16 protein-coding genes and 1 pseudogene are annotated in these 26,385 nt (G+C 71.3%); 6 read left to right on the plus strand and 11 right to left on the minus strand.

What is annotated here, in order from left to right:
- Window positions 1–67 precede the first annotated feature (67 nt).
- Window positions 68–481: an ATP-binding protein gene (locus tag ACTWQE_RS22395; protein WP_443330805.1), complete on the minus strand. Its 414-nt coding sequence runs from the start codon at window positions 479–481 to the stop codon at window positions 68–70.
- 39 nt (window positions 482–520) lie between these two features.
- Here ACTWQE_RS22395 and ACTWQE_RS22400 point away from each other — a divergent pair, with 39 nt between their 5' ends.
- Complete coding sequence (locus tag ACTWQE_RS22400; RefSeq protein ID WP_443330806.1) at window positions 521–904, plus strand: ArsR/SmtB family transcription factor; 384 nt, start codon at window positions 521–523, stop codon at window positions 902–904.
- A gap of 551 nt (window positions 905–1,455) precedes the next feature.
- On the plus strand, window positions 1,456–2,289 hold the full coding sequence (locus ACTWQE_RS22405; protein WP_443330820.1) for an NAD(P)H-binding protein: 834 nt from the start codon (window positions 1,456–1,458) through the stop codon (window positions 2,287–2,289).
- Between the two features lie 113 nt (window positions 2,290–2,402).
- Here the strand turns inward: ACTWQE_RS22405 and ACTWQE_RS22410 are convergent.
- A pseudogene (locus ACTWQE_RS22410) lies at window positions 2,403–2,543 on the minus strand (transposase); the annotation flags it as partial.
- Window positions 2,544–2,734: 191 nt separating this feature from the next.
- Here ACTWQE_RS22410 and ACTWQE_RS22415 point away from each other — a divergent pair.
- Window positions 2,735–5,527: an ABC transporter substrate-binding protein gene (locus ACTWQE_RS22415; RefSeq protein ID WP_443330807.1), complete on the plus strand. Its 2,793-nt coding sequence runs from the start codon at window positions 2,735–2,737 to the stop codon at window positions 5,525–5,527.
- A gap of 473 nt (window positions 5,528–6,000) precedes the next feature.
- On the opposite strand, the gene ACTWQE_RS22420 is transcribed toward ACTWQE_RS22415, so the two are convergent.
- A complete protein-coding gene (locus ACTWQE_RS22420; protein ID WP_443330808.1) occupies window positions 6,001–6,693 on the minus strand; it encodes an RraA family protein in 693 nt (230 codons plus the stop codon).
- A gap of 439 nt (window positions 6,694–7,132) precedes the next feature.
- On the opposite strand from ACTWQE_RS22420, the gene ACTWQE_RS22425 reads away from it, so the two are divergent.
- The 3 genes from ACTWQE_RS22425 (at window position 7,133) to ACTWQE_RS22435 (ending at window position 8,847) form a co-directional block, all read left to right on the plus strand.
- Window positions 7,133–7,516 (plus strand): hypothetical protein, encoded by a 384-nt coding sequence (locus tag ACTWQE_RS22425; protein WP_443330809.1) that lies wholly within the window; start codon window positions 7,133–7,135, stop codon window positions 7,514–7,516.
- 63 nt (window positions 7,517–7,579) lie between these two features.
- Window positions 7,580–7,846, plus strand: coding sequence for a hypothetical protein (locus tag ACTWQE_RS22430; protein WP_443330810.1), 267 nt, complete (start codon window positions 7,580–7,582; stop codon window positions 7,844–7,846).
- 158 nt (window positions 7,847–8,004) lie between these two features.
- Entirely contained in the window at window positions 8,005–8,847 is an 843-nt protein-coding gene (locus ACTWQE_RS22435; RefSeq protein ID WP_443330811.1) for a MerR family transcriptional regulator, read from the plus strand.
- Between the two features lie 209 nt (window positions 8,848–9,056).
- On the opposite strand, the gene ACTWQE_RS22440 is transcribed toward ACTWQE_RS22435, so the two are convergent.
- The 8 genes from ACTWQE_RS22440 to ACTWQE_RS22475 all read right to left on the minus strand — a co-directional run.
- Entirely contained in the window at window positions 9,057–9,776 is a 720-nt protein-coding gene (locus ACTWQE_RS22440; protein ID WP_443330812.1) for a cytochrome c oxidase assembly protein, read from the minus strand.
- Complete coding sequence (locus tag ACTWQE_RS22445; protein ID WP_443330813.1) at window positions 9,773–10,114, minus strand: helix-turn-helix domain-containing protein; 342 nt, start codon at window positions 10,112–10,114, stop codon at window positions 9,773–9,775. Before ACTWQE_RS22445 ends, ACTWQE_RS22440 begins: the two co-directional genes overlap by 4 nt.
- A 5-nt stretch (window positions 10,115–10,119) precedes the next feature.
- The gene (locus ACTWQE_RS22450) at window positions 10,120–11,292 is read right to left on the minus strand and encodes an MFS transporter (protein ID WP_443330821.1); all 1,173 of its coding nucleotides are present in this window, start codon (window positions 11,290–11,292) and stop codon (window positions 10,120–10,122) included.
- 211 nt (window positions 11,293–11,503) lie between these two features.
- On the minus strand, window positions 11,504–12,727 hold the full coding sequence (locus ACTWQE_RS22455) for a cytochrome P450 (RefSeq protein WP_443330814.1): 1,224 nt from the start codon (window positions 12,725–12,727) through the stop codon (window positions 11,504–11,506).
- Window positions 12,724–16,563 (minus strand): type I polyketide synthase, encoded by a 3,840-nt coding sequence (locus tag ACTWQE_RS22460; protein ID WP_443330815.1) that lies wholly within the window; start codon window positions 16,561–16,563, stop codon window positions 12,724–12,726. The genes ACTWQE_RS22455 and ACTWQE_RS22460 overlap by 4 nt, the downstream gene beginning before the upstream one ends.
- A complete protein-coding gene (locus tag ACTWQE_RS22465) occupies window positions 16,556–22,117 on the minus strand; it encodes an SDR family NAD(P)-dependent oxidoreductase (RefSeq protein ID WP_443330816.1) in 5,562 nt (1,853 codons plus the stop codon). Before ACTWQE_RS22465 ends, ACTWQE_RS22460 begins: the two co-directional genes overlap by 8 nt.
- Window positions 22,118–22,144: 27 nt before the next feature.
- Complete coding sequence (locus tag ACTWQE_RS22470; protein WP_443330817.1) at window positions 22,145–23,407, minus strand: cytochrome P450; 1,263 nt, start codon at window positions 23,405–23,407, stop codon at window positions 22,145–22,147.
- 3 nt (window positions 23,408–23,410) lie between these two features.
- Window positions 23,411–26,385, minus strand: a 2,975-nt coding sequence (locus tag ACTWQE_RS22475; protein WP_443330818.1) for an SDR family NAD(P)-dependent oxidoreductase, incomplete at its 5' end; no start/stop codon positions are given.

Here is a 26,385-nt window from a genome sequence, read left to right on the forward strand (position 1 = left end):
AACACCCGCCGTTCGCAGCTGATCTCCCGCCCCGTGCCGAATCCCGCGCCCGTCGTCGCGGACGCTCTCAGCTACCACGACAAGACCACCACCCGGCTCCGCAACGAGACCGGTGGGACCTGGAGCCGATACGCCGCTGGCGACCACAGTCGGTCACCAGCGGGCTGGGTTCCTCGGGGAACCGGCGACAGTTGATTGGGCGATCACACCAGTACCGAGGCCGAGTCAGCGCTATCGGGGGAGCTGGGCATGGATAGTTTCCGGGTCCGGGGCCGGGCGTGACGGTTAGGGAGTGGGCGAGCCGGCGGGCCATGGGCCAGCCGAAGCCGCCACCGCCGTTCAGGTCGGGGGTGCGTTCGCGTGGCGGCGCCGGGCTGGGGTCGCTGACGGCCACGTTCAGCGTGTTGTGCCCGGCGGACAGTTCGAGGGTGTACCGGCCGCCGTCGTGGCGCAGGGCGTTGGTGATGAGTTCGGACACCACCAGGACAAGGGTGTCGGCCGCCCTGGGGTCCGGCGGGGAGTGAGGCTGGTCGACCCCCGTGGAGAAGGGTCCGCCTACCTCATATATCCGCTACAGCCCCACACGCCCGTCCGGCCGGACCCCGGCGCATGGCACTCACTGGGCAAAGTTATCGGCCACTCTCGCTGCGCTTTGCTGGCTGATCTCGGCATCCCCCGTACTACCACCCAACTTGCCGCTCAACACCATCTGAGCCAGTCCACAGTCTCGTACCACCTTGCCCAGCTTCACCGGGCGGGGCAGGTCACTCGGACCCGGGCGGGCAACCGGGTGTACTACGAGCGGCGTGCAGAGTCGGAGGCCCTTGTCCTCCAGCAAGGAAGCACGCTCGCGGCAGACGTCCCCGGGCGGCGCGGGGACGAGATGGGGATCGTTTCGGCCTGAGACGCGTGTCCCGGAGGTGCGCGCCCTGCCTGCTATCGAAGTTTCCGCACGGGCTGGAGACCGGTCATGGAGAGCCCCTGCGTCCGAGTCGGCTGTATACCGCGATAGGCGTGCCGAGAGCGGGCCGGCAGCATCGGGGGGAGGTGTCGTCCTCCGCGTCATGGGTGAGCGCGCTGTGGCGGAGCCGGTGGAGCGTCCATCCCTCCCCGGTCGTCGACGTCCTCGGGTCGGGCGAGAGGGTTGGCGAGCAGCCGGGTGGACTCCTCGAAAGAGTTCTTCGGCCTGCCGGTAGGAGAGCCTGGCTTCGTTCATCTTCAGCAACAGCGTTTGTTGGCGTGTTCCGGAGGCAGTTGGTGATCTTGAGGCTCGTAGGCGAAATGACGGCGCTGTCGTCGCGAACACAGGTGTTCGTTGTCGGCTGCGTGCCCTGAGAAGCACACGGATGAACGTGCCCAGCTCGCGACACCTGCCGATCCTTCTTGACCTGAAGCTTAGTTGAGGTATTAACGTCGCGGCATGTTGATCATCGCCTGATGACAGGAGAAGACCTCATGATCCTCGTGACCGGAGCCACCGGAAATATAGGAAGTGCCCTCTTGCAAGAGCTCCAGGCGTTCGGCGCCGGACCGTTGAGGGGGCTCACCCGTGACATTGCACGGGCCGCGTTCCCGGAAGGGGTCGAAGCCGTTGCGGGTGACTTCGCTGAGACAGCCTCGTTAAAGCCCGCGTTGGAGGGGGTCCGATCGCTGTTTCTTGTGTCATGCATGGGTTCGGACGCCGAGATCATCGAGGCGGCCCAGCGGGCAGGTGTGGATCACGTAGTGCTGGTCTCGTCCATTACCGTCCAGACCCATCCGCACCTGGGCCCCGCCGGCGAGAACTTGACTGTCGAGCAGCTACTCAAGGACAGCGGCATGACGTGGACGATCCTGCGGCCGACGCAGTTCGCCTCGAATGCCCTGTGGTGGGCGGGAGCGATCCGCGAGCACGAAACGGTCTGCGTGCCCTATGCGGACATCGGTCTCCCCACGATCCACCCTGCGGACATCGCATCGGTGGCTCGGGTGGCACTGACCGAGTTCGGCCACCAAGAGCGGACGTATGCGCTGACTGGTCCGGAGAGGGTCACGGCCCGGCAGCAGGTCGGGGCCATCGCGGCAGTACTGGGGCGGAAAGTGCCGTTCGCCGAGATCAGCCGACAGGAAGCCCATCGTCAGATGGCCATCTTCCTGGGCGACGAAGCCGCTGACGCGGTGCTCGACCTGACGGGTGGCGACGTCAACGACGAGCTGCTCATGGTACGTGACACAGTTTCCCAGATCACCGGTGCCCCGGCCAGGACGTTTCAGCAATGGGCCTCGGAGAATGCCACCGCCTTCCGTTGATCCGCCCGATCCTGAGCACGGTCATCAAGCGTGCCCCGACAGCGGGACGGCTGGCTGTCGGGGCAGGCGGTGGGGCAGAGATCAGCCAGCCTTCGTGCGAGGCCAGACGTCTCCACCGCCCCGGGCAGGCCCTTGAGGCCATCGCAGACGAGCATGAGCACATCGTCCAGGCCGCGGTTCTTCAGCTCGGTGAACACGTGCAGCCAGTACTTCGCGCCCTCACCGCCGTCGCCGGCCCAGATCCCCAGGACGTCGGCGGCACACGACCGGTCGAACAGTTGCGGAGCGGCCTCGTCCGCACACCCTCCGCTGCTATACCGGCTCGGGGAAGAAGGACGCACGACAGAGAACAGCTCGGGGGAAAGACGTGGCAGGACGCGAAGCGGGCGCGTTGGGGACGGCTGGCCGCAGGCCGTTGAAGGGGCCGTCGGGCACAGGAGACTTTTTGCGACTGGTGCGCTTCCTGGTGCAGCGGCCTCGGCGCGGCGATCGGTGGCTGCCGCCGATTGAGATCGACGGCCGAGGCGGCGGGTCCGTCCTTGATGCACTGACGCAGCGGCTGGCCGGTGCCGACCGGCGGACGCCGTACTGCGTGGTGACGGCCCCCGGTGGCGACGGCGGCCCGGTCAGCGTCGGCCACGAAGGCGCGGCGGCGCGGGGGTCCCTCTCCGGCGACGTGGCACGGTGGTCCGACAGCCCGGCAACGGCACGATGCGGCGGTGTCACGGCCGACCGGGATCTCGGCCATGAGCAGGTCGACGCCCTGCGCGAGTTGCTGGACGACGTCTGTCACCGGCTGGCACCCCCGCGCGATGGCGAGCCGCGCCTGCTGATCCGGCACTACTCCTTGGTGACCTGGATGATGAGCCAGGACCTGACCGACGTCGGTCACCCCGACGATCACCCGACCGTGCTCGCCGCCCGGCTGCGCGGCTTCCGACGCGGAGTCAACCGGCCTGGCGTCGACGTCGCTGCAATGGGTTCGCCGTGGCCAGTATTGCAACCGGTATGGCACCTGCTCCTGGTGATGGTCCCCCCGGCGGTCTTCCGTGCGGTGGCCAGCGGACGCGTTCCCGGGCTCGGCCGCACCTACCGGTGGTTCCTGCGCCAGCCGTACGTGAGACCGGCGCTGTCGGGGGACTTTCTCGGCCTCGCCGAGCGTCTCACCACTGGGTACCGCGCGGAGGAGCCCGCAGATCATGTCGCCAAGTTGCTGGTCCACGCCTTCCTGCAGGACCTGCGCCGTGTGTACCTCCGCCGACCGTGGCGACCGCGCGGCTGGCGGCGCACGGCCTACCCTGTGGTTGTGGTCCGCGGCACGGCACCGCACGACGCGGGCCGGACGCTGGTGCGGCTGGTGGAGCAGGTGCGTGAGGACACCGGCTCGCTCGTCCCCGTACTGCTGGTGTACGCGGACGACCAGCACGACTGCGGCCCCGGCCGGCCTGCATCCGATGACGCGCTGGCCCTGGCTGACCTGCAGGCGATCAGCTGGGAGCAGTACGCCCCCGTATCGCACGGCAGTCGCCGCTCCCGGCCGCGTCCCGCAGCGCAGGCCCGCGCTCGTGGCCACCACCGGCTACGGGTCGAGGGGCCTGTCGACGCCGAGCGGGTGCCGGAGTCCCTGACGGTCGCGGCTCCGGCCCCGCCGTGGTTCGCCCGGCGCCTCGTCGCGGTCGTGGCCTGCCTGCTGCTCCTGGTGCCGGCCGCGGTGTGGACCGGGCAGGGGCTGGGTATTCCCGGCTGCTTCCACCTGCCCTTCCGCGGCGACGTGACGGTCCGTGACGTCGGCGGGGAGTGCATCGGCTACAGCGAGTCCGCCGCGCTGACTTTCAACGACGAGCCCGGCCAGGAGAGGCTGCACTCCGTGCAGGAGCGCATCTTCGCCCAGAATCAGGAGGCCAGGGACACGTGGGAGCGCGGCGGGCGGCGGCGGCCGTACGTCACTGTGGTCTACCTCGGCACGTTGACCGGCCGCGCCACCCGCAACGGCGAGGAGGCGTACGCGGCCGAACGTGAGGGGCTGGAGGGCATGGCAGTCGCCCAGCACATTGGGGTGCAGGCGTCGGTGAACGGCTACTCCGTGCCCTTGCTGCGGATCGTCATCGCCAACGCCGGCTTTCAGATGAAGCACGCCGACGTCGCCGTGGACATGATCGCCAAGCTCGCGCGCAGGCAGTCCGACGCTCCCGTGGTCGGGGTCGTCGGCCCGGTCGAGAGCCGGACCTCGACCGCCGCCGCCCTGCAGAAGCTCAACCAGATCGGGATGCCGACCATCGCACCCGCCCTGTCCGCCGACGGCATCCACCGCAACTCCGCGCTCTACCTCCAACTCGCCCCGCCCAACCGGGAACAGGTCGAACTTGTCGCCGACTACATGCACCGGATGGGGTGGAAGGGCACGCATATTTACTACACCGTCGGCCAGAACTCCAGCCGCGACGATGACCTGTACGTCGACACGCTGGTGGACGACCTCGTCTCGCGGCTCGGGGCGGACGTCCGGCCCGCGCCCCGGCTGTTCCGCAGAGGGGACCAGCTCACCGAGGAGTGCGGTTACCGGGGCATGCTCTTCTTCGCCGGGCGGTGGTCGGAGTTCGACAGCTTCCTGGAGGCCCTGCGGAACTCGTGCAGCGGAAACTGGCCGCGGCACCTGGTGGCCGACGACTCCATCAACCGGTACATGGCCAACGAGGCTCTGCGCCGGACCGCGCCGGACAACCTGACGTTGCTGTACATCTCCAAATCCGGGCTCGCCACCTGTGATGCGCTGCGCCGCCGCCGTGACTCGGACGTGGTGGCGAGCGATTTCCTGGCCGCGGTGAGCGCTCCGGACCTGCTGCACCCGGCCCGGTGCGTCGGCGGGCCGGGCCCCCAGCAGTGGGTCGGCGAGCAGGTCGGACTCGCCTACGACTCGACCATGCTGTTGGCGCGCGCGGTGCAGCAGGTGGCCGGTCGCGTACGCGTGGAACCCCAGCGCTGGGACCAGCGCATGCTTGACCCGGCGGCCGTTCACACCGAAATCCTGCGGCAGAACGAAGCCGGAGGCCTGCCGGGCGTCACCGGCCGTCTCAGGTTCCCCCGGGGTTCGGGCGAACCGGTCGGAAAGCGGATCTCGCTCCTGCGTGTGACCCACATCCGCGACATGAATACCTTGCCGACCGAGGTCTTCGCCTGCGGACCGCGCGACCAACGCGGCGCCACGCGATGCCTCGCACCGCACCATAAGGAGGACTGAGTCACGTCACCTGGTGAGACGACGACCGTACCGCTGGTGTACGAAGGGGCGTTCCCTGAGGTCCGGTCACCGCGCCCGCGGACGGCGGCCTCGGTGGAACGAGATCCCCGAGGCCCCACCCGTACCGATGCAGCAAACGACCTCCGTCGCCTGCACCCATCCCCCTCGCCTTTCTCAGACGTTTCGCGGCGGTCTGGTGGCTGTGGAGGCAGCCCCGAGCTGAGTCAGGAGAGGACGTCAGGAGCGGGCCCGTGCGTGGTCAACCCGCCCTCGGCACTGGACATCAGCCGGGAGGCCACGAGCCCGGCCGAGGAACACGAACGATCGTCGCACTCCCGACCTCACGCGTACACCACGGCCCCCGCCTTGTCGTACAGGGTCGGCGCCCGACCGTGTGCGGCAGAGCGGGGGCTGCGGAGATACATCGGCCCCGCCGGCAGCGACCACTCCACCAGGTTGAGGCGCGCCTACGTCTACTCCTCGACGGCCCCTCCGATACGCCGAAGATGCTGCCGGAAGGTGTACGACGGATCGGCAGCGTGCCGCGCCAGGAAGTCAGCGAAGTCCGTCTGTCGGCGCAGCGTCTCCCCTGCCCGGATCCTGCGGGCCTGTTCGCGCTCGGTCTGCCGGATCCGGTGCGCGGTCGCCAGTACCTCCTCGGCGCACTCGGCCGCGACGAACAACACGCCGTCTTCGTCGCCGAAGACCACGTCGTCGTCGCTGACCAGGTGCGGCCCGAACCGCGCAGTGTCCAGCGCCTCAGGCTCCCGCTCGTCCAGCCGCACGGGGCCGGGCGGGTAGTGGCCATAGCTGAACACCGGCAGACCGATCTCCGCCAACTCCGGGGTGTCGCGGTGCAGCCCCCACACCACCAGGCCCGCCAGTCCGGCTGCCTTGGCCTCCAGTAGCAACAGATCGCCGACACAAGCCTCGTCCAGCCGACCTCCGTTGTCGATGACCAGCACATCACCGGGTACGGCCCGGCTGAACGCCTCCAGGAACACATCCACGCTGCCGTAGTGCCGCGCCGGCAACGCACGTCCCACGATCCGATGTCCGGGCACGACCGCGCCGATGCCGGGCGGCGCGGCGCGCAGCGGCACACCTGTTCGGACACAGGCATCGGCCAGCAGAGGTGTGGACACATCGGCGACAGCCTTCACCATGACATTCTCCCTGGCGCGGTCCCGGGCCGGCGGCGGATGCAGCGGACGGCGCTGGGATCCTACCGGCCGCCCACCGCACTACGTCCGCGGCGCGATGCCGGCCTGTATGACCCGGCTTCGCCGACGGCAGCCGACAGTCCGCTGTAACCGCCCAGGGGCCCGGGCGGGCAGGGGCCGACCCCGCAGAGTGATCAACGCGGGGTGCTCTCCCGGGCCCGGCTCCCGGGAACTGCTGTTCGTCGCCAACCTGCCGAAAGCAGCTGAGGATTCCCGGGCCCACGGGGCAGTCCGGCCGGCCCTGGCCGTGCGAACCTCGCACCTGCGAGGTACCCCTCCCTGGCCGGACTACCAAAAGATACGTACAGGGCGCAGGCGACAGCATGCGCCCGCCACAAGCCCGGAACGCCGGGTCGTACCATCACCACAACAGGGGGACACTGTGAGCGTCACACGTACCGCGGGAATCGTCGCGGCAGCCGTCCTGGCCTGCACCGGCCTTGCTGCCACCACCACCGCGAACGCCGCCGAGCGGGCTGCGGCCGGGGCTTCCGCCGACTACTGGCCCTGGTGCTGGACCGCACCCGCCGGATCGCTCGAAGTCCGCTTCGTCGACGACGACACCGACTGCTTCAGCGGCACCGGCTGGGTCGGATTCGGCAACGACTGGCCCAACGGCGCCAGGGTCGCGACCCACAACAACTGGGGCGTGATCCACATCAACACAAACGGCCGTGAATGGGACCTCAACTTCGACCGCAATCAGGTCCACACCCTGCCTCCCGGCAGCAAGATCTACGGCGTCTTCCTGAACACCCGTCCCTGACCACCGCCGTGAGGGCCCGTCCCGTCGATACGGGAGGGGCCTCACAGTGGCGGTGACGGGGCGGTGACACGGGACTGGGACGGGGAGCGCGGCCACTTCGCGCGGAAGACGCTGCAACGGAGAGTCCGGCAGATCCACCCGGCCCAACTGCTGACCGGCGCGGACGGCATGGCCGTTGCCCAGGCCCGGCTTCTTGAGTTCTCCCTGCGGAGCGGCCCCGGCAAGATCGTCTGGTGCGAGTGGTCGCTGAGCCCGGCTCACACAGCAGTCGTCGACGCCAACCAGAAGATCAGCAACGGTACGGCGCTCAAGACCGGAGATGAGCTGTAGTGAGTGACGATGGTGCTGGCGGATCGCGGGCGTGTCCCCCGGAAATCGCACGCCTACGCGTGTCTGTGTCCAGTGCCCGCACCGGAGACAGGATGTGCGCTGCGCCACACAGCCTCGGCGCTTGACCTTGTAGTTGCTGTAAGGGTGAACATGGCGCCATGTTGTCCATCAGCGAATTCAGTGAAATGTGCAATCTGTCGCCGCAGACGCTGCGGTTCTACCACTCCGAGGGTTTGCTCGTCCCGGTCGACGTCAACGAGCAGACCGGCTACCGCTCGTACACGTTTGAGCAGGTCGAACAGGCCATGCTGATCACCGTCCTGCGCGGCACGGGAATGAGCGTCAAGCTGGTCCGGCGTGCTCTGGACGAGCCGGACGCGGCACCCGCCCTGTTGCAGCAGCACAGTACGGAAGTGCAGCTCCAGCGGCAGGCCCAGGACGAGGCGATCAGCGAAGCTCACGAGTTCCTCAGCTCGTGGCCGCAGGCGCGCCTGCGCCACGCACCCGAGATGACTGTGGTGTCGAAGCTGGTACCCGGCCCGACGGCCGGGGCTGACCAGTTCGACTGGGACGAAGCCGATGCCGCCGTCACCGCCACCGTTCAGGAGGTGGTCAAGACCGTGGTGTCGTGCGGAGCCATTGTGTCGGGGACCCCTTGGCGAGCCTTGGCATCCGAGACCCCGCAGCAGAAGAGGCAGATCCTCACCGGCGAGGGGCCGTGCTGGCTGGTGAAGGTTCCCGTCACGGCGGACGAGAAAGCGGTCGCCGCTCTGCCCGGCGACGTCGAGGTGCAGATCTTCGAGGCTCGGGACGAACTGTCGCTGCTCATCCCGGGCAAGAGCTCGATGGCCAAGTACGCCACCGCGCTCTCGCGCCTGGTCATGCATCCCCTCGACGCCGCCTACGTCGACATCTCCCGCATGCGCCATCTGCTGCACGACGAAGGCGTCGAAACCACCGCGGCAATCTGCAAGCTCGACGGGACCAACGCTGACGGGTGACCTGACGAGCGGCGACCCCTCGCACCGAGAAGTATCGACGGTACTCGCACGCGCCCGGCCACCACCCGCACCAACCTGCGGAACGGCCCCAGCTGCAGACCCGTGAACGATGCGATTCACTTCGACCGGGACGCCGAGACCACCCGCACCGCACCGTGATCGCCTACCGCACCAGCCAACCGATCATCATCGAGTTGCGAGACATCCCTTTACGGGACCACAGGCCGGGCCGCATCGGCGGAACGGCGCCGCAGATCCGGAGCCCGGTGGGCGGTGTGCTGCGGGCGCCAGGTCGCCACCAGCGCGACGGCCAGGAGCAGCTCGGCGATGTCGCCGCCGTAGTAGCCGTAGTACATGATTTCCGCGGCGCGCTGGACCTGGTCGACGGGCGCGTGGATGTTGATGCCGAATCCGCCGTACATCAGCTGCGAGATCACCGCGTGCGCGGCGATCGCCACCCCCAGCACCACCAGCCGCACCGGCACACCAGGCCGGGCCGGGGCCGGATCGGGACCGGCGATGACGTAGGCGAACAGGCACCCGGCGAGCAGGAAGTGCGCATGCAGCAGCCAGTGGAGCGCGGCGGTACAGGTCGCGCAGCGAAAGGAGCTGCTCTGCCATCGCCGCAGACCGCTCTGGGGCCGCCCGCAGCGGTCACAGTGGGGCGCGGCGATGGCACGGGCTCCGGCGGCCCGCAGGGCGACCAGAAGCTCGGCGACGGCTTTGGGGGCGGGCGGCTGTCCCGTGATCAGCAGGGCGGGGTCGGCGGCCAGAGCCCGCGCCAGGCGCCGCTGCTTGGTGCGGTCCCGGCTCAGACCCGTGACGACACGGTGGACCTGGTCGCGGGACAGGTACTGCTCGACGCGGCAGACCAACTCGACCGTCAGGTCGAGAGGGTCATGGCCGGGATCGGTGCCGACCGCAGTCACAGGTCCACCCCAGTGATCCGGGCCCGCCGGGGCCGCAAGCCGCCCGGGGCACCGTCCATACTGCCTGGGCCTGCCTGCGCTGCTTTCGGCGTGCGTGCGCCTGCCTCGGCAGCCACCGGCTCGATCAGGTCGTCCATGGTGCAGTCGAGGATGTCCAGCAGCGCCATGAGGATCTTCAGACTCAGCCGTTCCGGACGTTCGACAACCAGCCGGTAGACCTGGCTGGTGGACAGGGTGATGCCTCGCTCTGTCAGCAGCGGCAGCAGGTCCGTCGTGGAGAACATCCCGCACTCGGCCATGACCCGGCGCAGGTGCCAGCGGTAGTCGAGCTTTCCCATCTGCCTCACTCCGCTGCCGCCGGGCGCCCGTCGAAGGCCGGAGCCAGCGCCCGGGCCAGGGCCGCGTTCATGAAGTCGTCGCTGACGTGCGTGTACACGGCCGTCGAGGTGTCGCACTCGTGGCCGACCTGCTGCTGGATGAACCGCCGGTCCACGCCGTCCTCGGTCAGGTGCGGGACGTAGGAGTGCCGCAGGGAGTGCGGCTCCAGCGCCTCGGGCAGACCGAGGGCCTGGCGGTAGGCGACGAACCGGGCGTTGATCTCCGACGGTTTGATCCGTCCGCCGCGTTCGGTCACCCACAGCGCGGGGTGGTCGGCAGACCCGAACCGCGGCCGGACGTTGTCGACGTAGTCGGCCACCGCCTCCACCGCCCAGTCCATCACGGACAGCACGTTGCGGCGCCGCGGCGGCTGGCCGCGTTTGGCCTTGCCGTAGCGGACGTTGAGCGTGCCGTACCGGCCGAATGAGGGGGCCGCGGGGTTGCGGCCGAAGTCCGCCGGATCCAGCCGGGCCGCCTCGGTGCGGCGAAGCCCCCACCCGTAGATGACCTTGAAGAGGGTGGCGTCCCGGTAGGCCGCCAGTGCACCCTTGCGCCTGGCGCGCACAGCCCGCTCCACTTGGTCGTCCGCGTAGTCCAGGAAGCGCTGCAGCTCCTTGCGGGTGAACGGACGGGCCTCGGGATCGCCCTCGTAGTCGTTCAGGTGAGCGATGGTGTTCCACTCGTGGCAGATCGCCACCGGATGGGTGCCGAACCGCTCCTCGCACACCGCGGCCCACCCGTACCGGGGGTCGATCAGGTACTCGCTGAAGGTGTACGCCCAGGCGATGAACCAGCCGCGCTCGCGGGCAGGCAGCAAGTCAGTGAGACAGGTGTCGGCCAGTGGTCGCTCCGCACCCAGGCCGATGCCTGCGAAGAACCGCGTGACCAGCAGCGTCAGCGCACTGCCGCTGAACGCGCCGAGCAGCGAAAAGAGTGCGTAGAGGCCGAGGTTGAACAGGAACGCACTGCGGCGGCCGAACCGGTCGGCGAACCGGCCGAACAGCAGGGCGACGAAGAACATGCCGACGAAGGTCGACGCGAGCAGCGGCGGCAGGTCCGCTTTGGTCAGCCCGAACTCCTCGACGAGCACCGAGCTCAGCACTCCGGTCAGGAAGACCTCGTAGAAGTCGAAGAACAGACCGAGCCCGACGGCGACCGTGGCCCGGGTGTGGACCGGTGATGGGCAGCCGGTCGAGCCGGCTCGCGATCGTGCCGGTGTCCGGCGCGGTGTTCGTCATACCTCGTCTCCTCGGAGCTGACCAAGACGGGCTGAAAGTCTCAGCTGCGCTGGATCCAGCTGACCTTCCACTACCCACCGGAAGCCGGCAGACTCCCGGTGCCGGTGGCGGTCATTCCGGGCCGCCCTGCCAGGTCACGCGCATCGCCTCCGCCCCCCGGATGTGCGGCCGTTCCCTCCACGTGATGTCGCGGACGGTCAGCTCCGGGGTCCTGGTGAGCAGCACCCGCAGTCCCTCCTGGAGGTCGATGCGCCCGAGCTGGGCGCCGACGCAGTAGTGCGCGCCGTATCCGAAGGTGAGGTGTCCACCGGCCGGCCGGGTGAAGTCGATCACGTCGGGGTCCTCGAATCGGGCCGGGTCGTGGTTGGCCGACTCGACGGCGACGGTGAGGGCTTCGCCCGCGCGCACCAGCGTGCCGCCGACGTTGACATCCTCCCGCGCATAGCGGACGAACAGGCCGGCACCGGCGGAGGCATTGTTGCGCAGCAGCTCCTCGACCGCCGCCGGCAGCTCGGCCGGATTCGCACGCAGCCGGTTCCAGAGCGCACGGTCGCCCCGCGTGAGAACGTAGACGCAGTTCGGAATCTGGGTGATGATCGCCTCGAACCTGGCCAGCAGCATGCTGACGACCAGGTCGATCAGCTCGGTGTCGGTGAGCCGGTCCTCCTCGTCCCGGGCCTGGATCATCGCCGACATCAGGTCGTCGCGGGGGCGGACCCGACGCTCGGCGATGAGCCGCTCGGTGCAGGCGCGCAGGGCACCGAACCGCCGCATCATGTCCTCGGCGCCGACGGCGCTGCCGGGGAGCAGCGCCGCGCTGGTCGACTCGAACACCTCCCGGTCCGAGGCCGGCACGCCGAGCAGGTCGCAGATGGACAGCACGCTCATCTTCTGCGCGTAGTCCACCACGATGTCCATGCCCGGCCCGGCGTTCATCGCCGACGACAGCAGATTGTCCGCCGCCGTGTGCACCGTCGGGCGCTGCGCATCGATACGGGATCTGCTGAGGGCTTTGAGCAACAGCGTGCGCAGCCGGGTGTGTTCGGGGGCATCCATGGTGATCAGCCCGGCCAGGTCCGTCGCCTCCTCCTGGCGCGGGTAGTCCCGGCCGACCGACATCGCGCGGCTGAACCGCGCATCGCCCAGCACCAGCCGGGCGTCCGCGTAGCGGGTGACCAGCCAGGTGGGTTCACCGTAGGCGAGCCGCACCCGGAGCAGCCCCTTGCGCTGCCGCAGCTCCCGGAACCGCTCGTTGACCTCGATGCCGCGGCCGTCGTCGAAGGGGAAGTGCTCCAGTGCCTCTGTGGCGTCGGGAACATCGGGAACGGTCGTCATACGGGCTGTACCTCCGAAAGCCAGTCGTGCAGGTTCGCTGAGATCAGGTCGGCGTGCTGGGACAGGATGGTGAAGTGATCGCCGGGCAGCCTGCGCACGCGGTGCGCCAGTTCGGCCGGGAACGGGTGGTCCTCCGAGCTGGTGGGCATACCCGCGACGACCTCGCTGGCGAGCAGGTGCAGGATCGGCGCCTCCAGCGGGCCGGGCCGCCAGCCGCTGAAGATCCTGCTGTAGCCGCCCATCGCCGCGATCTGGCCGCTGGTGGTCACTGTCCGGTCCGGACGGTCGAGCGACATGCCCATGAGGTCACGTCGTCGGATCTGCTCACGCATGAACTCGCTGCGGGTCTCGGTCTGGTCCATCTCCTCCTCCGGCAGGTACGAGTCCAGCAGCAGCAGCGCGGTGACGGGGACGCCGGTCTGCTCCAGGTACGTGGCCAGGTCGTGCGCCAGCCAGCCGCCCGAGGAGTAGCCCGCGATGATCAACGGGGTGCCGGCCAGCTCACGGCGCAGCGGTTTCGCCAGCATCCGCATCAGGGCGGCACGGTCGGCGGGCAGTGGAGCCTCACCCGCGAACCCGGGCGACCACAGCGACCACACGTCGGACGCGGGGTCCAGCCCGGCGTGCAGGTAGGAGTAGGGCAGGTCCAGGTTGGGGAAGATCGGCGGGGTGAGGCCGACGATCGTGGGGCCACCCGCGCCCGCCCCCACCTTGCGCAGTTCGGCGAGATCGCGCGGATCGTCCTGGTCGAACGTGTCGCGGGTCTCGGAGGCCGCGCGGGCCAGGCGGAGGGCGACGTTGATCCGGCCGGTGCGGATCGCCCGGATGTAGAACGAGGCCAGGCTGCCGTCGCTTTCGTCGGCGTTCGCGGGCGCCGGGTCCACCGGCCCGGTGCCGGATTCCGAGATCTCGTTCCCGGACCGGGCGGTCCCCGCGATCTCGTCGAGCGTGCCCTCCTCGGCGCGGGCGGCCAGCTTTTCCAGCACGCGCTCGGTGAGATCGACCACCGTGGGATAGTTCAGTACGTCGGCGAGTTCGATCTCCACACCGGCACCGGTGGTGAGTTGATCGCGCAGATCCTCCGCGCCCAGCGAGTCCATCCCGAGGTCGCGGAACGTGTCCTCGGCGTCGACCTGGTCATCCGGTCCGTTGCCCAGCGCCCGGTCCAGGCACTCACGCACCAGCGTCTCGACGTGGCGCGTGCGCTCCTGCTCGTCCAGTGCCCACAGCACAGCCGCGGGCGAGCGCCGATCGGACTCGCGCGTCCCGGGGTCGTCGGAGATCAGCACCGGCATGGTCCACTCGCGCTCGATCCAGTACCGGCTGCGCTGGAATGCGTAGCCGGGCAACGGGATACGCCGCGCACCGGCGCCGTCCAGGACGGCACGCCAGTCCACCGCCGCGCCCATCACGTACGCGCGGCCCAGGGCGCGCACGATCGCCGCTGAACCGGTCACCGCGCTCTCCGTCTCCTCCGGCACGGCCAGCACGGCGGGACCGTCGGACAGCGCGGCGGCCATGGCCGCGGTGTCCCCACCGAACACGAGCAGCAGGCGGTGACCGTCGGCCCGCAGCTCGCGGGCAGCCAAGCCGGGTTCGGCAGCCGGCACCGTGCGGTAGTCGTCCTCGGCCGGACGGTCCCGCAGCCAACGGCCGGTGTCCCCGCACAGCACCGGCACACCGGGCGCGGGGGGCGGGACATCCACGACGTCGGGTTCGGCGCCCGCGGGGCACCCGGCCGCGATCCGCAGCGCCGAGGACAGGGAAAGCCACCCGACCGCCCAGGACGCGGCCAGCCGGCCGGATCCGTGTCCCGCCAACGCCGCCGGGCGCACCCCGGACGCGCACCACATGCGTGTCACGCCGGTCAGCACGGCCAGCGTGGCCGGGACCAACACGTCCGGCCGGTCCAGTGGTGGCACGTCCGGGTCACCGCGAAGCACATCCGTCAGAGACCAGCCGACCAGCCCGGCCAGCACTGCCGCACATTCGGAGAGGTGCTCGGCGAACGGCTCGGCCTCGGCGTACTGCGTGGCCAACGCGCGCACCACGGCCGGGGTGCACTCGTGTGGGTACAGGAACGCGGTAGTGCCGTTCCGCACGGCGGTGCCGGAGACCGCCACGGTGGCGCTCCCGGTGTCGTTCCGGCCCGTGCTCAGCGCGGTCAGGCCCGCGGCGAGGTCGGCCGGGCGGGAGCCGAACACCACCGCGCGGTGCGGCAGGTGCGCCCGGGCGGTGGCCAGCGACCACGACAGGTCCAGCAGATCCGGGCGCGCCCGGTCGAGGTACTCGTGCAGCGCGGCCGCCTGCGCGGACAGCGCCTGTTCGGTCCTGCCCGACAGGGTCCAGGCCAGCAGTGGCGGGACGGCCCGGTCGCCGGGCTCGATATCCGGGTCGGGCCCTGGGTCCTCCAGGATCACGTGCGCATTGGTGCCGCCGACTCCGAACGCGGACACGCCCGCCCGCCGGGGACGCCCGTCGCGTGGCCACGGGACTGCGCTGGTGAGCAGTTCGACCCCGCCCTGCGCCCAGTCGACCCGGGGGGTCACCGTGCCGATGTGCAGGGTCCTGGGCAGCGTGCTGTGCCGCATGGCCAGCACCATCTTCACCACGCCGGCGACTCCGGCTGCGGCCTGGGTGTGGGCGAGGTTCGACTTCACCGCGCCGACCAGCAGCGGCGGCCGGTCGCCGCGGTGGCGGCCATACCCGGCCAACAGCGCCTGCGCCTCGATCGGGTCGCCGAGCGCGGTGCCCGCGCCGTGCGCCTCCACCGCGTCGACGTCCGCGGGCGACAGGCCGGCCGAAGCGAGCGCGTCGGCGATCACCTGCTGCTGCGCGGTTCCGTTCGGAGCGGTCAGCCCGGAGGAGGTGCCATCGGAGTTGATCGCCGATCCGCGCAGCAGCGCGAGCACCGGGTGGTGGTTGCGACGTGCGTCGGAAAGCTTCTCCAGCACCAGCATCCCGGCACCCTCGCCCCACGCGGTGCCGTCGGCGGCCGAGGAGAAGGGCTTGCACCGCCCGTCCGGCGCCAAGGCGCGATGCCGGGCATAGTCGATGAACAGCAGCGGGCTGGACAGGACGGTCACCCCGCCCGCGAGTGCCAGGGTGCACTCGCCCGCGCGCAGCGACTGCACGGCCAGGTGGATCCCGACCAGGGACGAGGAACAGGCGGTGTCCACCGTGAGCACGGGCCCCTGCAGGCCGAACGCATAGGCCAGCCGGCCGGAGGTCACGCTGCCCGCGTTGCCGATGGAGAGCTGGCCCAGCATGTCCTCGGGCATCTCGCGGACCCCCGTGACGTAGTCCGCGTTGGACAGTCCGAGGAACACGCCGGTGCGGCTGCCGCGCAGCCCGGCCGGATCGATGCCGGCGGATTCCAGCGCCTGCCAGGTGACCTCCAGCGCGATCCGCTGCTGCGGGTCCATGCCGAGCGCCTCGCGCGGCGAGATGCCGAAGAACTCGGAATCGAAGTCGGCCGCGTCGTCGAGGAAGGCACCGTGCCGGACGTAGGAGCGGCCCGGCGTGCCCGCTTCCGGGTGGTAGATCTGGTCTTCGGTCCAGCCGCGGCCGGCCGGGAACCCGGTGATCACGTCCCGCTCCGCGGCGAGCAGTTCCCACAGCTCCTCCGGCGAGCCGACCCCACCGCCGAACCGGCAGCCCATGCCGACCACGGCCACCGGGTCGTCGACGGGGTTCTCCAGCTCCCGCAACCGCTCCCGGGTGCGCTGGAGTTCCGCGGTGACCCGCTGGAAGTACTTGACGAGCTTCGGATCCTCGCCCACAGCTTTCGATTCCTCTCCGGTCGGCCGGGCGGCCCCGGCTGCTGGCTCACGCATCGCCGAGTTCCCGGTCCACGAAGGCGTAGAGCTGGTCCACGGAGGCCGAGCTCAGCTCGTCCACCCCGAGCCCCGGCTCGCCGTCCAGCGCGTGCAGCGCCGCCCGCAGTCGTCCGCGCAGCGCGTCGCGCTGCGCGTTCTCGCCGGCCAGCGCCTCCTCGACCGCCTGCGCGAGTCCGGAGAGCTGATCCGGGCCGCGCTCGGCAGGGCCGTCCGCCAGTTCCTCCGCGCCGGCGGCATCCGGCGCGACCTCCGTACCGAGGTGCGCCGCGAGGATGGCCGGAGTGGGGTGGTCGAACACCAATGTGGCGGGCAGGTTCAGGCCCGTGGCGGTGTTGAGCCGGTTGCGCAGCTCGACCGAACTCAGTGAGTCGAATCCGAGGTCTCCGAACGGACCGTCCGCGGGCACCCCGTCCGCGGACGGGTAGCCGAGCACGGCCGCGATTTGCCCAAGCACCAGGTTGAGGAGCTGCCGGTCCCGTTCGGTGGGGCTCAGCCCGCCCAGCCTGCGGGCCAGGTCCGCCGGGGACTCGGCGGGCGCGGCGGACCGCGCGGAGCGCCGGCGGCGGGCCGGGCGGACCAGATCGCGCAGCAACGGCGGAATGCCCTCCTCTCCCAGACCGGCCACGGTGACCAGATCCAGCCAGATGGGCACCAGGTGGACCCTGTCCGAGCCGGTCGCGGTGTCCCAGAGGGCCAGGCCCTGCGCGACGGTCAGCGCGCGGATCCCGGTGCGGTCCATGCGGGCCCGGTCCGCGGCGGCCAGCCCGCCGCCCATCCCGTCGGTCGTACTGGTCCCGCTGTCCCACAGGCCCCAGCCCAGCGAGCGGGCCGGGAGCCCGGCGGCGGCCCGCTGGTTCATGAGCGCGTCCAGGAAGGCGTTCGCCGCGGCGTAAGCCCCCTGGCCCGCGGTGCCGAACACGCCGGCGGCGGAGGAGAAACACGTGAACTCGACGAGATCGAGCTCCCGGGTCAACTCATGCAGGTGCCAGGCTCCATCGACCTTCGGCGCCAGCACGTTCTCCACTTGCCCATCGGTCAGCGACTCCACCAAGCCGTCGTCCAGCACACCGGCCGCATGGACCACGGCGGTGAGCGGGTGTGCCGCGGGCACCTCGGCCAGCACCCGGGCCACGTCGTCCCGCCGGGCGACATCGCCGCGCGCCAGCTCGACGTGCGCGCCGAGCCCGCCGAGTTCGGCGACCAGTTCCGCGGCGCCGGGGCTCTCCGCGCCACGGCGCGAGAGGAGCAGCAGCCTGCGGGCGCCCCGGCTCGCCAGATGCCGGGCCAGCGTGCGGCCCAGCGACCCGAGCCCACCGGTGATCAGCACGGTGCCGTCGGGATCGGGCGTGCGGGCGGCCGAGCCGCCGTCGCTCTCCGCCGGACCGTCGTCGCGGTGCAGCCGGGGCACCAGCAGCTCGCCCGCGCGCAGCGCCACCTGGGGCTCACGGGCCGCGGACGCGACGGCGACCGCGTCGCGCAACGCGGTGTCGGTCGGCTCGTCGACGTCGACCAGCAGGAGGCGACCCGGGTACTCGTTCTGTGCCGAGCGAGCCAGCCCGTAGGCCGCGGACAGTGCCAGGTCGGGTTCGTCGCCCGCACGCACGCCGAGCGCGCGCTCGGTGCAGACCACCAGCAGCGAACCGGCGAACCGCTGGTCGGTGAGCCACACTCGCAGGTACCCGGTCAGCTCGGTGAGCGCGGCGCGGACCCGTGCGGTGACGTCGTCCCCGGCGGGACGGGCCGGGCGTAGCACCACCACCGGCGGCACGGGGTCCTCCGCGTCCGCCAGCGCCGCGAGGTCGAGCCCACCGATCCCAGGGTCGTGCCACCCACCGGAATCGTCCACTGTGGATGGCCGGCGCACGGGCACCCAGTCCTGTGCGAGCAGTTCCGCGCCGTCCTCGGCCGGTCCCAGCAGGTAGGACTCGTCGGCGGGCAGCGGCCGGAACACCAGGGAGTCCACCGTGGCCACGGTGGCACCGGTCTCGTCCGCCAGCGTGATCGCCACGTCACCGTTCACGCCGGTGGCGTGCACGCGCACCATCGAGGCTCCGGCACGGAACAGCGACAGCCCCGACCACGAGAACGGCATCGAGCCGCTGCCCTCGTCGATCCCGTCCAGCTGCGGGCCGAGACCGACCGCGTGCAGTGCCGCGTCCAGCAGCGCCGGATGCAGGCTGTAGCGCTTCGCGTCCCCCGCCGCTTCGGCGGGCAGGGCGACCTCGGCGAACATCTCCGAGCTCCCGTCGGGGTGGTCGCGTTGCCAGAGGGTCCGCAGACCTCGGAACGCGCCTTCGTAGCGGAAGTGCCTGCCCGCCACCACCTCGTCATAGACGTCCGCGACCGGGATCTCCCGCACATCCCGCGGCGGCCAGTGCGCGAGGGTCGTGTCCGGCGTCGCGGTGCGGATACCCAGGTAGCCGAAGGCGTGTGACCGCCAGGGGCCCGGCTCGGCCTGGCCCACGCCCTCCGGCCGGGAGTACACCCGCACCGGGCGGCGGCCGGTCTCCTCGGTGTTGCCCACCACCACCTGCACCGACACCCCGCCGTGCTCCGGCAGGACCAGCGGTGCCTCGACGGTCAGCTGTTCGAGCAGATCGCAGCCGACGTGCTCGCCCGCGGCCAGCGCCAGTTCCACGAAGCCGGTGCCGGCCAGCAGGGGGATGCCGCGCACCCGGTGGCCCCCCAGCCAGGAGTGCGACTGGAGGGACAGCCTGCCGGTGAGCAGCACGCTGTCGCCCTCGGCCGCGGACACCATGGCGCCCAGCAGCGGGTGGCCCACCGGGAGCAGCCCGGTGGAACGCAGGTTCAGCCCGTTCCCGTCCGGCACCAGCCAGTACCTCTCGTGCTGGAACGCGTAGCCGGGCAGGTCCGCCGTCCTGGCGGGCGCGGCGGGCAGCACGGCGGGCCAGTCCACCTCCACGCCCTGCGTGTGCAGCGCGCCGAGGGCGAGCAGCACGTCCTTGGTCTCGTCACGATCGGCCCCGCGCAGGGTGGGCACCCTCGCCTCGTCCGGTCCGGCATCCCGTCCGGCCAGCGCGGAAAGCACGGCGTCCGGGCCCAGTTCGAGCAGGACGCGTGCACCGGCCTCGCGTGCGGTGCGCAGCCCGTCGTGGAACCGCACCGCCTGCCGGACGTGCTCGGTCCAGTACGCCGGCGAGCGCAACTGCTCCGCCGTGGCCATCTCGCCGGTGAGGTTGGAGATCACCGGGATTTCCGGATCGTGCGCCGTCAACCCGGCCACCACCGTGCCGAACTCGGCCAGCATCGGTTCCATCAGCGGCGAGTGGAACGCGTGGCTGACCCGCAGCCGCCGGGTCCGCCGGCCCCGGCCCGCCCAGTCGGCCTCCAGTTCCGTGATGTCTTCGTCCGCACCGGAGACGACCACCGTGTCCGATGCGTTCACCGCCGCGACGGACACCCGCCGCGCGCGCCCCGCCAGCCAGGGGGCCAGGTCCTGCTCGGTGCCCTGCACGGACAGCATCGCGCCGCCCTCGGGCAGCGCGGCCATCAGGCGTCCTCTGGCGGCCACCAGCCGGACCGCGTCCGGCAGCGACCACACCCCGGCTACGTGGGCCGCGCTGATCTCCCCGATCGAATGTCCCAGCAGCAGGTCCGGGCGCACACCCCAGGAGTGCATCAGCCGGAACAGCGCGACCTCCACCGCGAACAGGGCGGCCTGGGCGTAGTCGGTGCGGTCGAGCAGGTCCGGTTCGCCATCGAGCACGGTCCGCAGCGGACTCTCCAGCTCCCGGTCGAACAGCTCGCACACCTCGTCGAACGCCTCGGCGAACACCGGAAAGGTGGCGGCGAGCTGCCGCCCCATGCCGGGCCGCTGCGCGCCCTGGCCGGTGAACAGCACGCACATCCCGCCGCCGGCCGCAGCGCCCACCGCCACATCGGGGACACGGCCGGTGTCGAGGTGGCCGCGCAGCGCGGAGATGAGTTCGGCCCGGTCCCGGCCGGGCACTGCCAGCCGGTGGCGGAAGTGGGTGCGGCGGGTGGCCAACACGTACGCCAGCCCCTCGGCGGAGGGAGCGTCGCCGGACTCGGCGAAGGCCAGCAGCCGGGTCGCCTGGGCGCGCAGCGCGTCCTCGGTCCGGCCCGACACCGTCCACACCAGACCGGCGGACGGCACTGCGGGCTCCGGCGCCTCCGGCTCGACGTGCTGTTCCAGCACGACATGGGCGTTGGTGCCACTGATCCCGAAGGAGGAGACGGCGGCGCGGCGCGCCCGGCCGGTCTCCGGCCAGGGCATCGCGTCGGCGAGCACGCTGACCCCGTCCACTCCCCAGTCCACCTTCGGGGTGGGGCTGTCCACGTGCAGCGTCTTCGGCGCGAGACCGTGCCGCATCGCCATGATCATCTTGATGATGCCGGCCACGCCGGCCGCGGCCTGCGTATGCCCGATGTTGGACTTCAGCGAGCCCAGCAGCAGCGGCCGGCCGGGCGGCCGGTTTTGGCCATAGGTCGCCACCAGCGCGGTGCCCTCCACCGGGTCGCCGAGCGGGGTACCGGTGCCGTGCGCCTCGACCACGTCGACGTCCTGGGTGGACAGTCCGGCGTCGGCGAGCGCGGTACGGATCACCTCCTGCTGGGCGGTGCCGTTGGGTGCGGAGAGCCCGTTGCTGGTGCCGTCGGAGTTGACCGCCGAGCCGCGCAGCACCGCGAGCACCTGATGGCCGTGCCGCCGCGCGTCGGACAGGCGCTCCAGCACCAGGAGACCCGCCCCCTCGGCCCAGATCGAGCCGTTCGCCCCGGCCGCGAACGCCTTGATCCGAGCGTCCCGGGAGGTGACGCCCTGGCCGCAGAACTCGACGAACGTCTCCGGAGTGCTCAGCACCGTCACACCGCCCGCCAGCGCGATCGGGCACTCGCCGGCGCGCAGGGCCCGCACCGCGAGGTGGGCGGCGACCAGGGAGGACGAGCAGGCGGTGTCCACGGTGAGGGCCGGGCCGTGGAACCCCAAGGCGTAGCTGATCCGGCCGGAGATCACGCTCATGGTGTTGCCGGTGATGCCGTACTGGGAGAACTGGTCGGTGCCTTGCCAGAGCATCTCGTAGTCGTTGCTGGACGCGCCGACGAAAACCCCGGCCCGCTCGCCCACCAGCGAGTCCGGCAGGATGCCCGCGGACTCCAATGCCTCCCAGGCCAGCTCGAGCACCAACCGCTGCTGCGGGTCCATCACCAGCGCCTCGCGCGGGGAGATCCCGAAGAACGCGGGGTCGAAATCGCCCGCCCCGCTGAGGAAGCCGCCCTCGCGCACGTAGGACCGCCGCGCCTGCTGGGAGTCCGGATCGGCGTCGTAGAGGTCCTCGATCGGCCAGTGCCGGTCCTCGGGAAAAGCCGAAATGGCGTCCGTGCCCGCGGCCACCAGGTCCCACAGCTGGGCGGGCGAGGCCACGTCGCCGGGCAGCCGGCACGACATGCCGATCACCGCGATCGGCTCGGCGGACTGCTCGGTCACGTCACGCAACTGCTCCCGGGTGCGTAACAGATCGGCGGTGACCCTTTTCAGATATTGCCGGAGTGTGCTGACTTCATCGGGCATGAACGACTCCCTGCGACGGATGGCCGGTCAGAGTTGGAAAGTGATCCGTTCGGTGTCGAGGCCGCGGACGACCACGTGCCTGCGATAGCTCAGTGAGTCCTCGTGCACGTGGAAGCCGCGCAGCCGGCGAGCCAGCTCACCGAACACGATCTCCGCCTCCAGCCGGGCCAGGCTGCTGCCGAGGCAGAAGTGTGCGCCGGCGCCGAAGGCGAGGTTCATCACGGCCGGCTTCCGGTCCGCGATGAACTGATCCGCCTTCGGGTGCACCCGCTCGTCCCGGTTGCCGGACGCGAGGACCAGGGTGACCACCGAGCCCTCGGGGATGTCGAGGCCGTTGATCCGGTCGGACCGCAGCGCGACACGGCCGGTCAGCATGATCGGGCAGTCGTAGCGCAGCGCCTCGCTGACCACGTCGCCGACGATCGCCGGGTTCTGCCGGAGCAGCTGGAACTGCTCCGGGTGGCGCGACATCGCGAGCAGGCCGTTGGTGATCAGGTTCGTGGTGGATTCGTGGGCCGCGGTGAACACGGTCACCACGACGTTCGTCACCTCACGCCGGCTCAGTCCGCGCCCGTTCTCCTGTGTGGAGAGCAGGCTGGAGATGAGGTCCTCGCCGGGGTTGCGGCGGCGCTTGTGGATGAGGTTCGCGAAGTAGCCGTGCAGTTCGGTGGTGGTGCGGATGATGCGGACGAGTTCCTCGCGGTCGAACATCGCGGCGGAGTGGAAGCTGGCCACCAGCGTGGGCAGCTCCGTGGACAGCGCCATGTCGCTGGACCACTCCCGCAACATCGGGATGTCCTCGCCCGGGATGCCCAGGAGAGTCGCGATGACCCGCAGCGAGAGCACCGCGGCCAGGTCCTGCACGCCGTCGAACTCGCCGTCGGCCAGGCAGTCGCGGAGCAGTTCGTCCACGATCTCGCGAATCCACGGCTCGAAGCGCGCGGTGATCCGTGGCGTGAACGCCTTGCTGACCAGGTTCCGCTGCCGCCCGTGTCCGGGATCGTCCATGAAGAAGATCGAGTTGAGCACCGGCTCGTCGCCGCGGTCGCCGAAGAGTTCCCGCATCCCCGGCGCGTTGAACGTGTCACTGCCCATGGTCGTGTGGCTCTTGAGCACCGCCATACAGTCGCCGTGGTCGCTCAGCAGCAGGGAACCGTCCGACGTCCACATCGGACCTTGCTCTCGCCACCGCTCGAACAACGGGTAGGGGTTCGCGAGCACCTCCCGGTCGAGCAGAGCGTGCAGCGGGTTGTCCAGCACGGTGGTCGGTGGGCGGCTTGGCACTGACATGGGCTAGCTCCTCTCCGTGGCACGGCCGACAGCGCGACCGGTGTCCGATTCCGCGTCGTCGAGCACTCCGTCGATCAGCGTGAACATCTCGTCGTCCGTGGCGCCGCTCAGGTCGGGCACCGCGGCCCGCTCATCGGCGGTGCCGTCTTCCTGGCTGCGCAGCAGTCGCCGCAGTGTCGTAGTGACCACCTCGGGGACGGGCACGGACGGAGGCCGCCGGAGCAGGGCCGCCTCCAGCTCCCTCAGGCTGTCCAGCACGACCCGCTCGGCCGGGTCGCCCTCGTCGACACCGAGCGCCTCGCCGAGGTACCGGGCCAGCGCGGCGGCGGTGGGATGGTCGTAGACCGCGGAGGCCGCCAGCGGCACTCCGGTGTCCGCGCCGAGCAGGTTGCGCAGCCGGACCCCGGCCAGCGAGTCCAGGCCCAGCTCCCGGAACGGCCGGTGCGCGTCCAGGTTTCCGGCCGGCCGGCCCGAAACGACGGCGACCCGGGCGGTGACCAGCTCCAGCAGCACCGACGACCGCCGCTCCGGCGCGGTGGCCGCCAGCCGTTCCCGCAACGCGCTCGCGGGTTCGGGCCCGGTGTCCGCGCCCACACCCGGCAGTCCGGAGCACAGGCGCCCTGGCCGTACGGCGGCGAACCGCGGCCAGTCCACGGCACCGACCACGTACTGCGCCGGACCGCCGGACAGTTCCCGCTCCAGCGCGTCCAGCGCCCGGTCGGCGGGCATCGGCGTGGCGCCGCTGTCCGACCGCGAGCCGACGGGCCAGGACGTGGTCATCCCGGTGTCCAGCCAGGGGCCCCAAGCCAGGCTCGTCGCGGGCAGGCCGCCGGCCTGTCGATGGGCTGCCAGCGCTTCCACGACGGCGTTGGCCGCGGCGTAGTTGCCCTGCCCCGGCGAGCCTGCGGTGCCGGCCAGCGAGGAGCACAGCACGAAGAAGCGCAGCGGATGGCCGGCGGTCAGCTCGTGCAGGAACCGCGCGCCATCCGCCTTCGCCGCGAACACACGCGCCAGCCGGTCCTCGGACAGCGCCTCCAGCACCCCGTCGTCAAGCACCCCGGCGGCGTGCACCACACCGGTGAGCGACCGCCCGGCGAGCAGCCCGGCCAGCGCCTCGCGGTCCGCCACGTCGCAGCCGGCGATTTCCACCTCGGTACCCAGCGCGGTGAGTTCGGCGCGCAGTTCCGTCGCGCCAGGGGTGTCCACGCCCCGGCGGCCGACCAGCAGCAGGCGGTCCGCGCCCCGGGCCGCCAGCCGGCGGGCGACGTGCGCGCCGATGCCGCCCAGCGCCCCGGTGATCAGCACGGTGCCGATGGGCTCCGTCGTGGCAGGTTCGGTGCGGGGCACCGGGACCAGTCGCCTGGCGTACAGCCGCCCGTCCCGGATCGCGATCTCGTCTCTGGCAGCCAGCGCGGCGGGCAGCGCGGCCAGGTCCCCCACGGCCGGTCGCAGCGGCAGGTCCACCAGGCCGCCGTGCAGCCGGGGCGCTTCCATGCCCGCGACCCGGACCAACCCGCACACGGCGGCCTGCTCCGGATTCGGCACGGTGTCCGCCGTGTCGGCCCGCACGGCGCCGCTGGTGATCGACCACAGGGGCGTATCCGCGCCTCTGGACAGCAGCGCCCGCAGCAGCGCCAGGGTGGCGGCCAGGCCGGTCGGCACCCGCGGCGTGTCCGAGCCCTCGGCCATCGCCAGGAGGGACACGATGCCGCCGCCCGGCAGGTCGGGCAGCAGCCGGTCCCAGTGCTCGCCGTCCACGGCGTCGCCGCGCACGGTGCGGGTCCCCTCGCCCAGCACGTCCGCCACGTCCTCGGTGAGCCGGTCCCAGTCCGCGCCCGGCGGGGCCACCACCAGCCACGGCCCCGGCGCGTCGGCGACCGGGCCGGGGGCGGGCAGCAGCGGCCACTCGACACCGTGCAGCAGAGGGTCGGCGGGGGCCCCGTCGTCGTCGGGCAGCCAGAACCGCTGCCGGGTGAACGCGTAGCCGGGCAGTGGCACCGCCCGCCCGCCCGCGCACCAGGCCGCCCAGTCCACGTCGACCCCCCGGGTGTGCGCGGTCGCCAACGCCGTCAGCAGGCCGTGCACCTCGTCGACGTCCTGCCGTAGCACCGGCAGGAAACCGTCCCCGCCCAGCGCCTCCTGGCCGAGCGCGCTGAGCGTCGCGCCCGGTCCCAGCTCCAGGTAGGTGCTGGTGCCCGCCGCGTCCAGAGCGCGCAGGCAGTCGTGGAAGCGCACCGGTTCCCGCGCATGCCGGACCCAGTACTCCGGGTCACGAAGCTCTTCGGTGACCCGTGTGCCGGTCACCGAGGACACGACCGGAATCACCGGTGTCCGGAAGTCCAGTCCGGCCAGCACCTCCCGGAAGGGGTCCAGAACCGGGTCCATGTGGTGGGAGTGAAACGCGTGCCGTACCGCCAGGCGGTGCACGTGGGCCACCCGCTGCGAGATCTCCCGCACCGCGTCCGCGTCCCCGGCGAGCACCACCGAGGCGGGCCCGTTCACCGCGGCCAGCGCCACCCGGTCCTCGCGGCCGCGTAGCAGTTCCGGCACATCGGCTTCCGGTACCTGGACCGCCACCATCGCGCCCTCGCCAGCGAGTTCGCGCATCAGCCGCCCGCGCGCGGCCACCAGTGCGCAGGCGTCGGCCAGCGAGAACACGCCCGCGGCGTGCGCTGCGGCGAGTTCGCCGACCGAGTGCCCGGCCACCGCGTCCGGCCGCACCCCCATCGTGGTGAGCAGCCGGAACACCGCCACCTGAACCGCGAACACCGCGGCCTGCGCATGGTCGGTGCGTTCACCGGGCCCGTCCCGGAGGATCTCGGCGAGCGGCCGGTCCAGCAGCGGGTCCAGCTCGGCGGCGATCTCCTGGAGGGCCGCCGCGAACACCGGTACCCGGTCTCGGAGCGACGTGGCCATGTCCGCGTACTGCACGCCCTGGCCGGGGAACAGGAACGCGGTCGCGCCATCGGCCGCCACTC

Origin of the sequence: Streptomyces sp. 8N706 (genome assembly GCF_052245415.1) — a bacterium.
Taxonomy (GTDB): domain Bacteria; phylum Actinomycetota; class Actinomycetes; order Streptomycetales; family Streptomycetaceae; genus Streptomyces.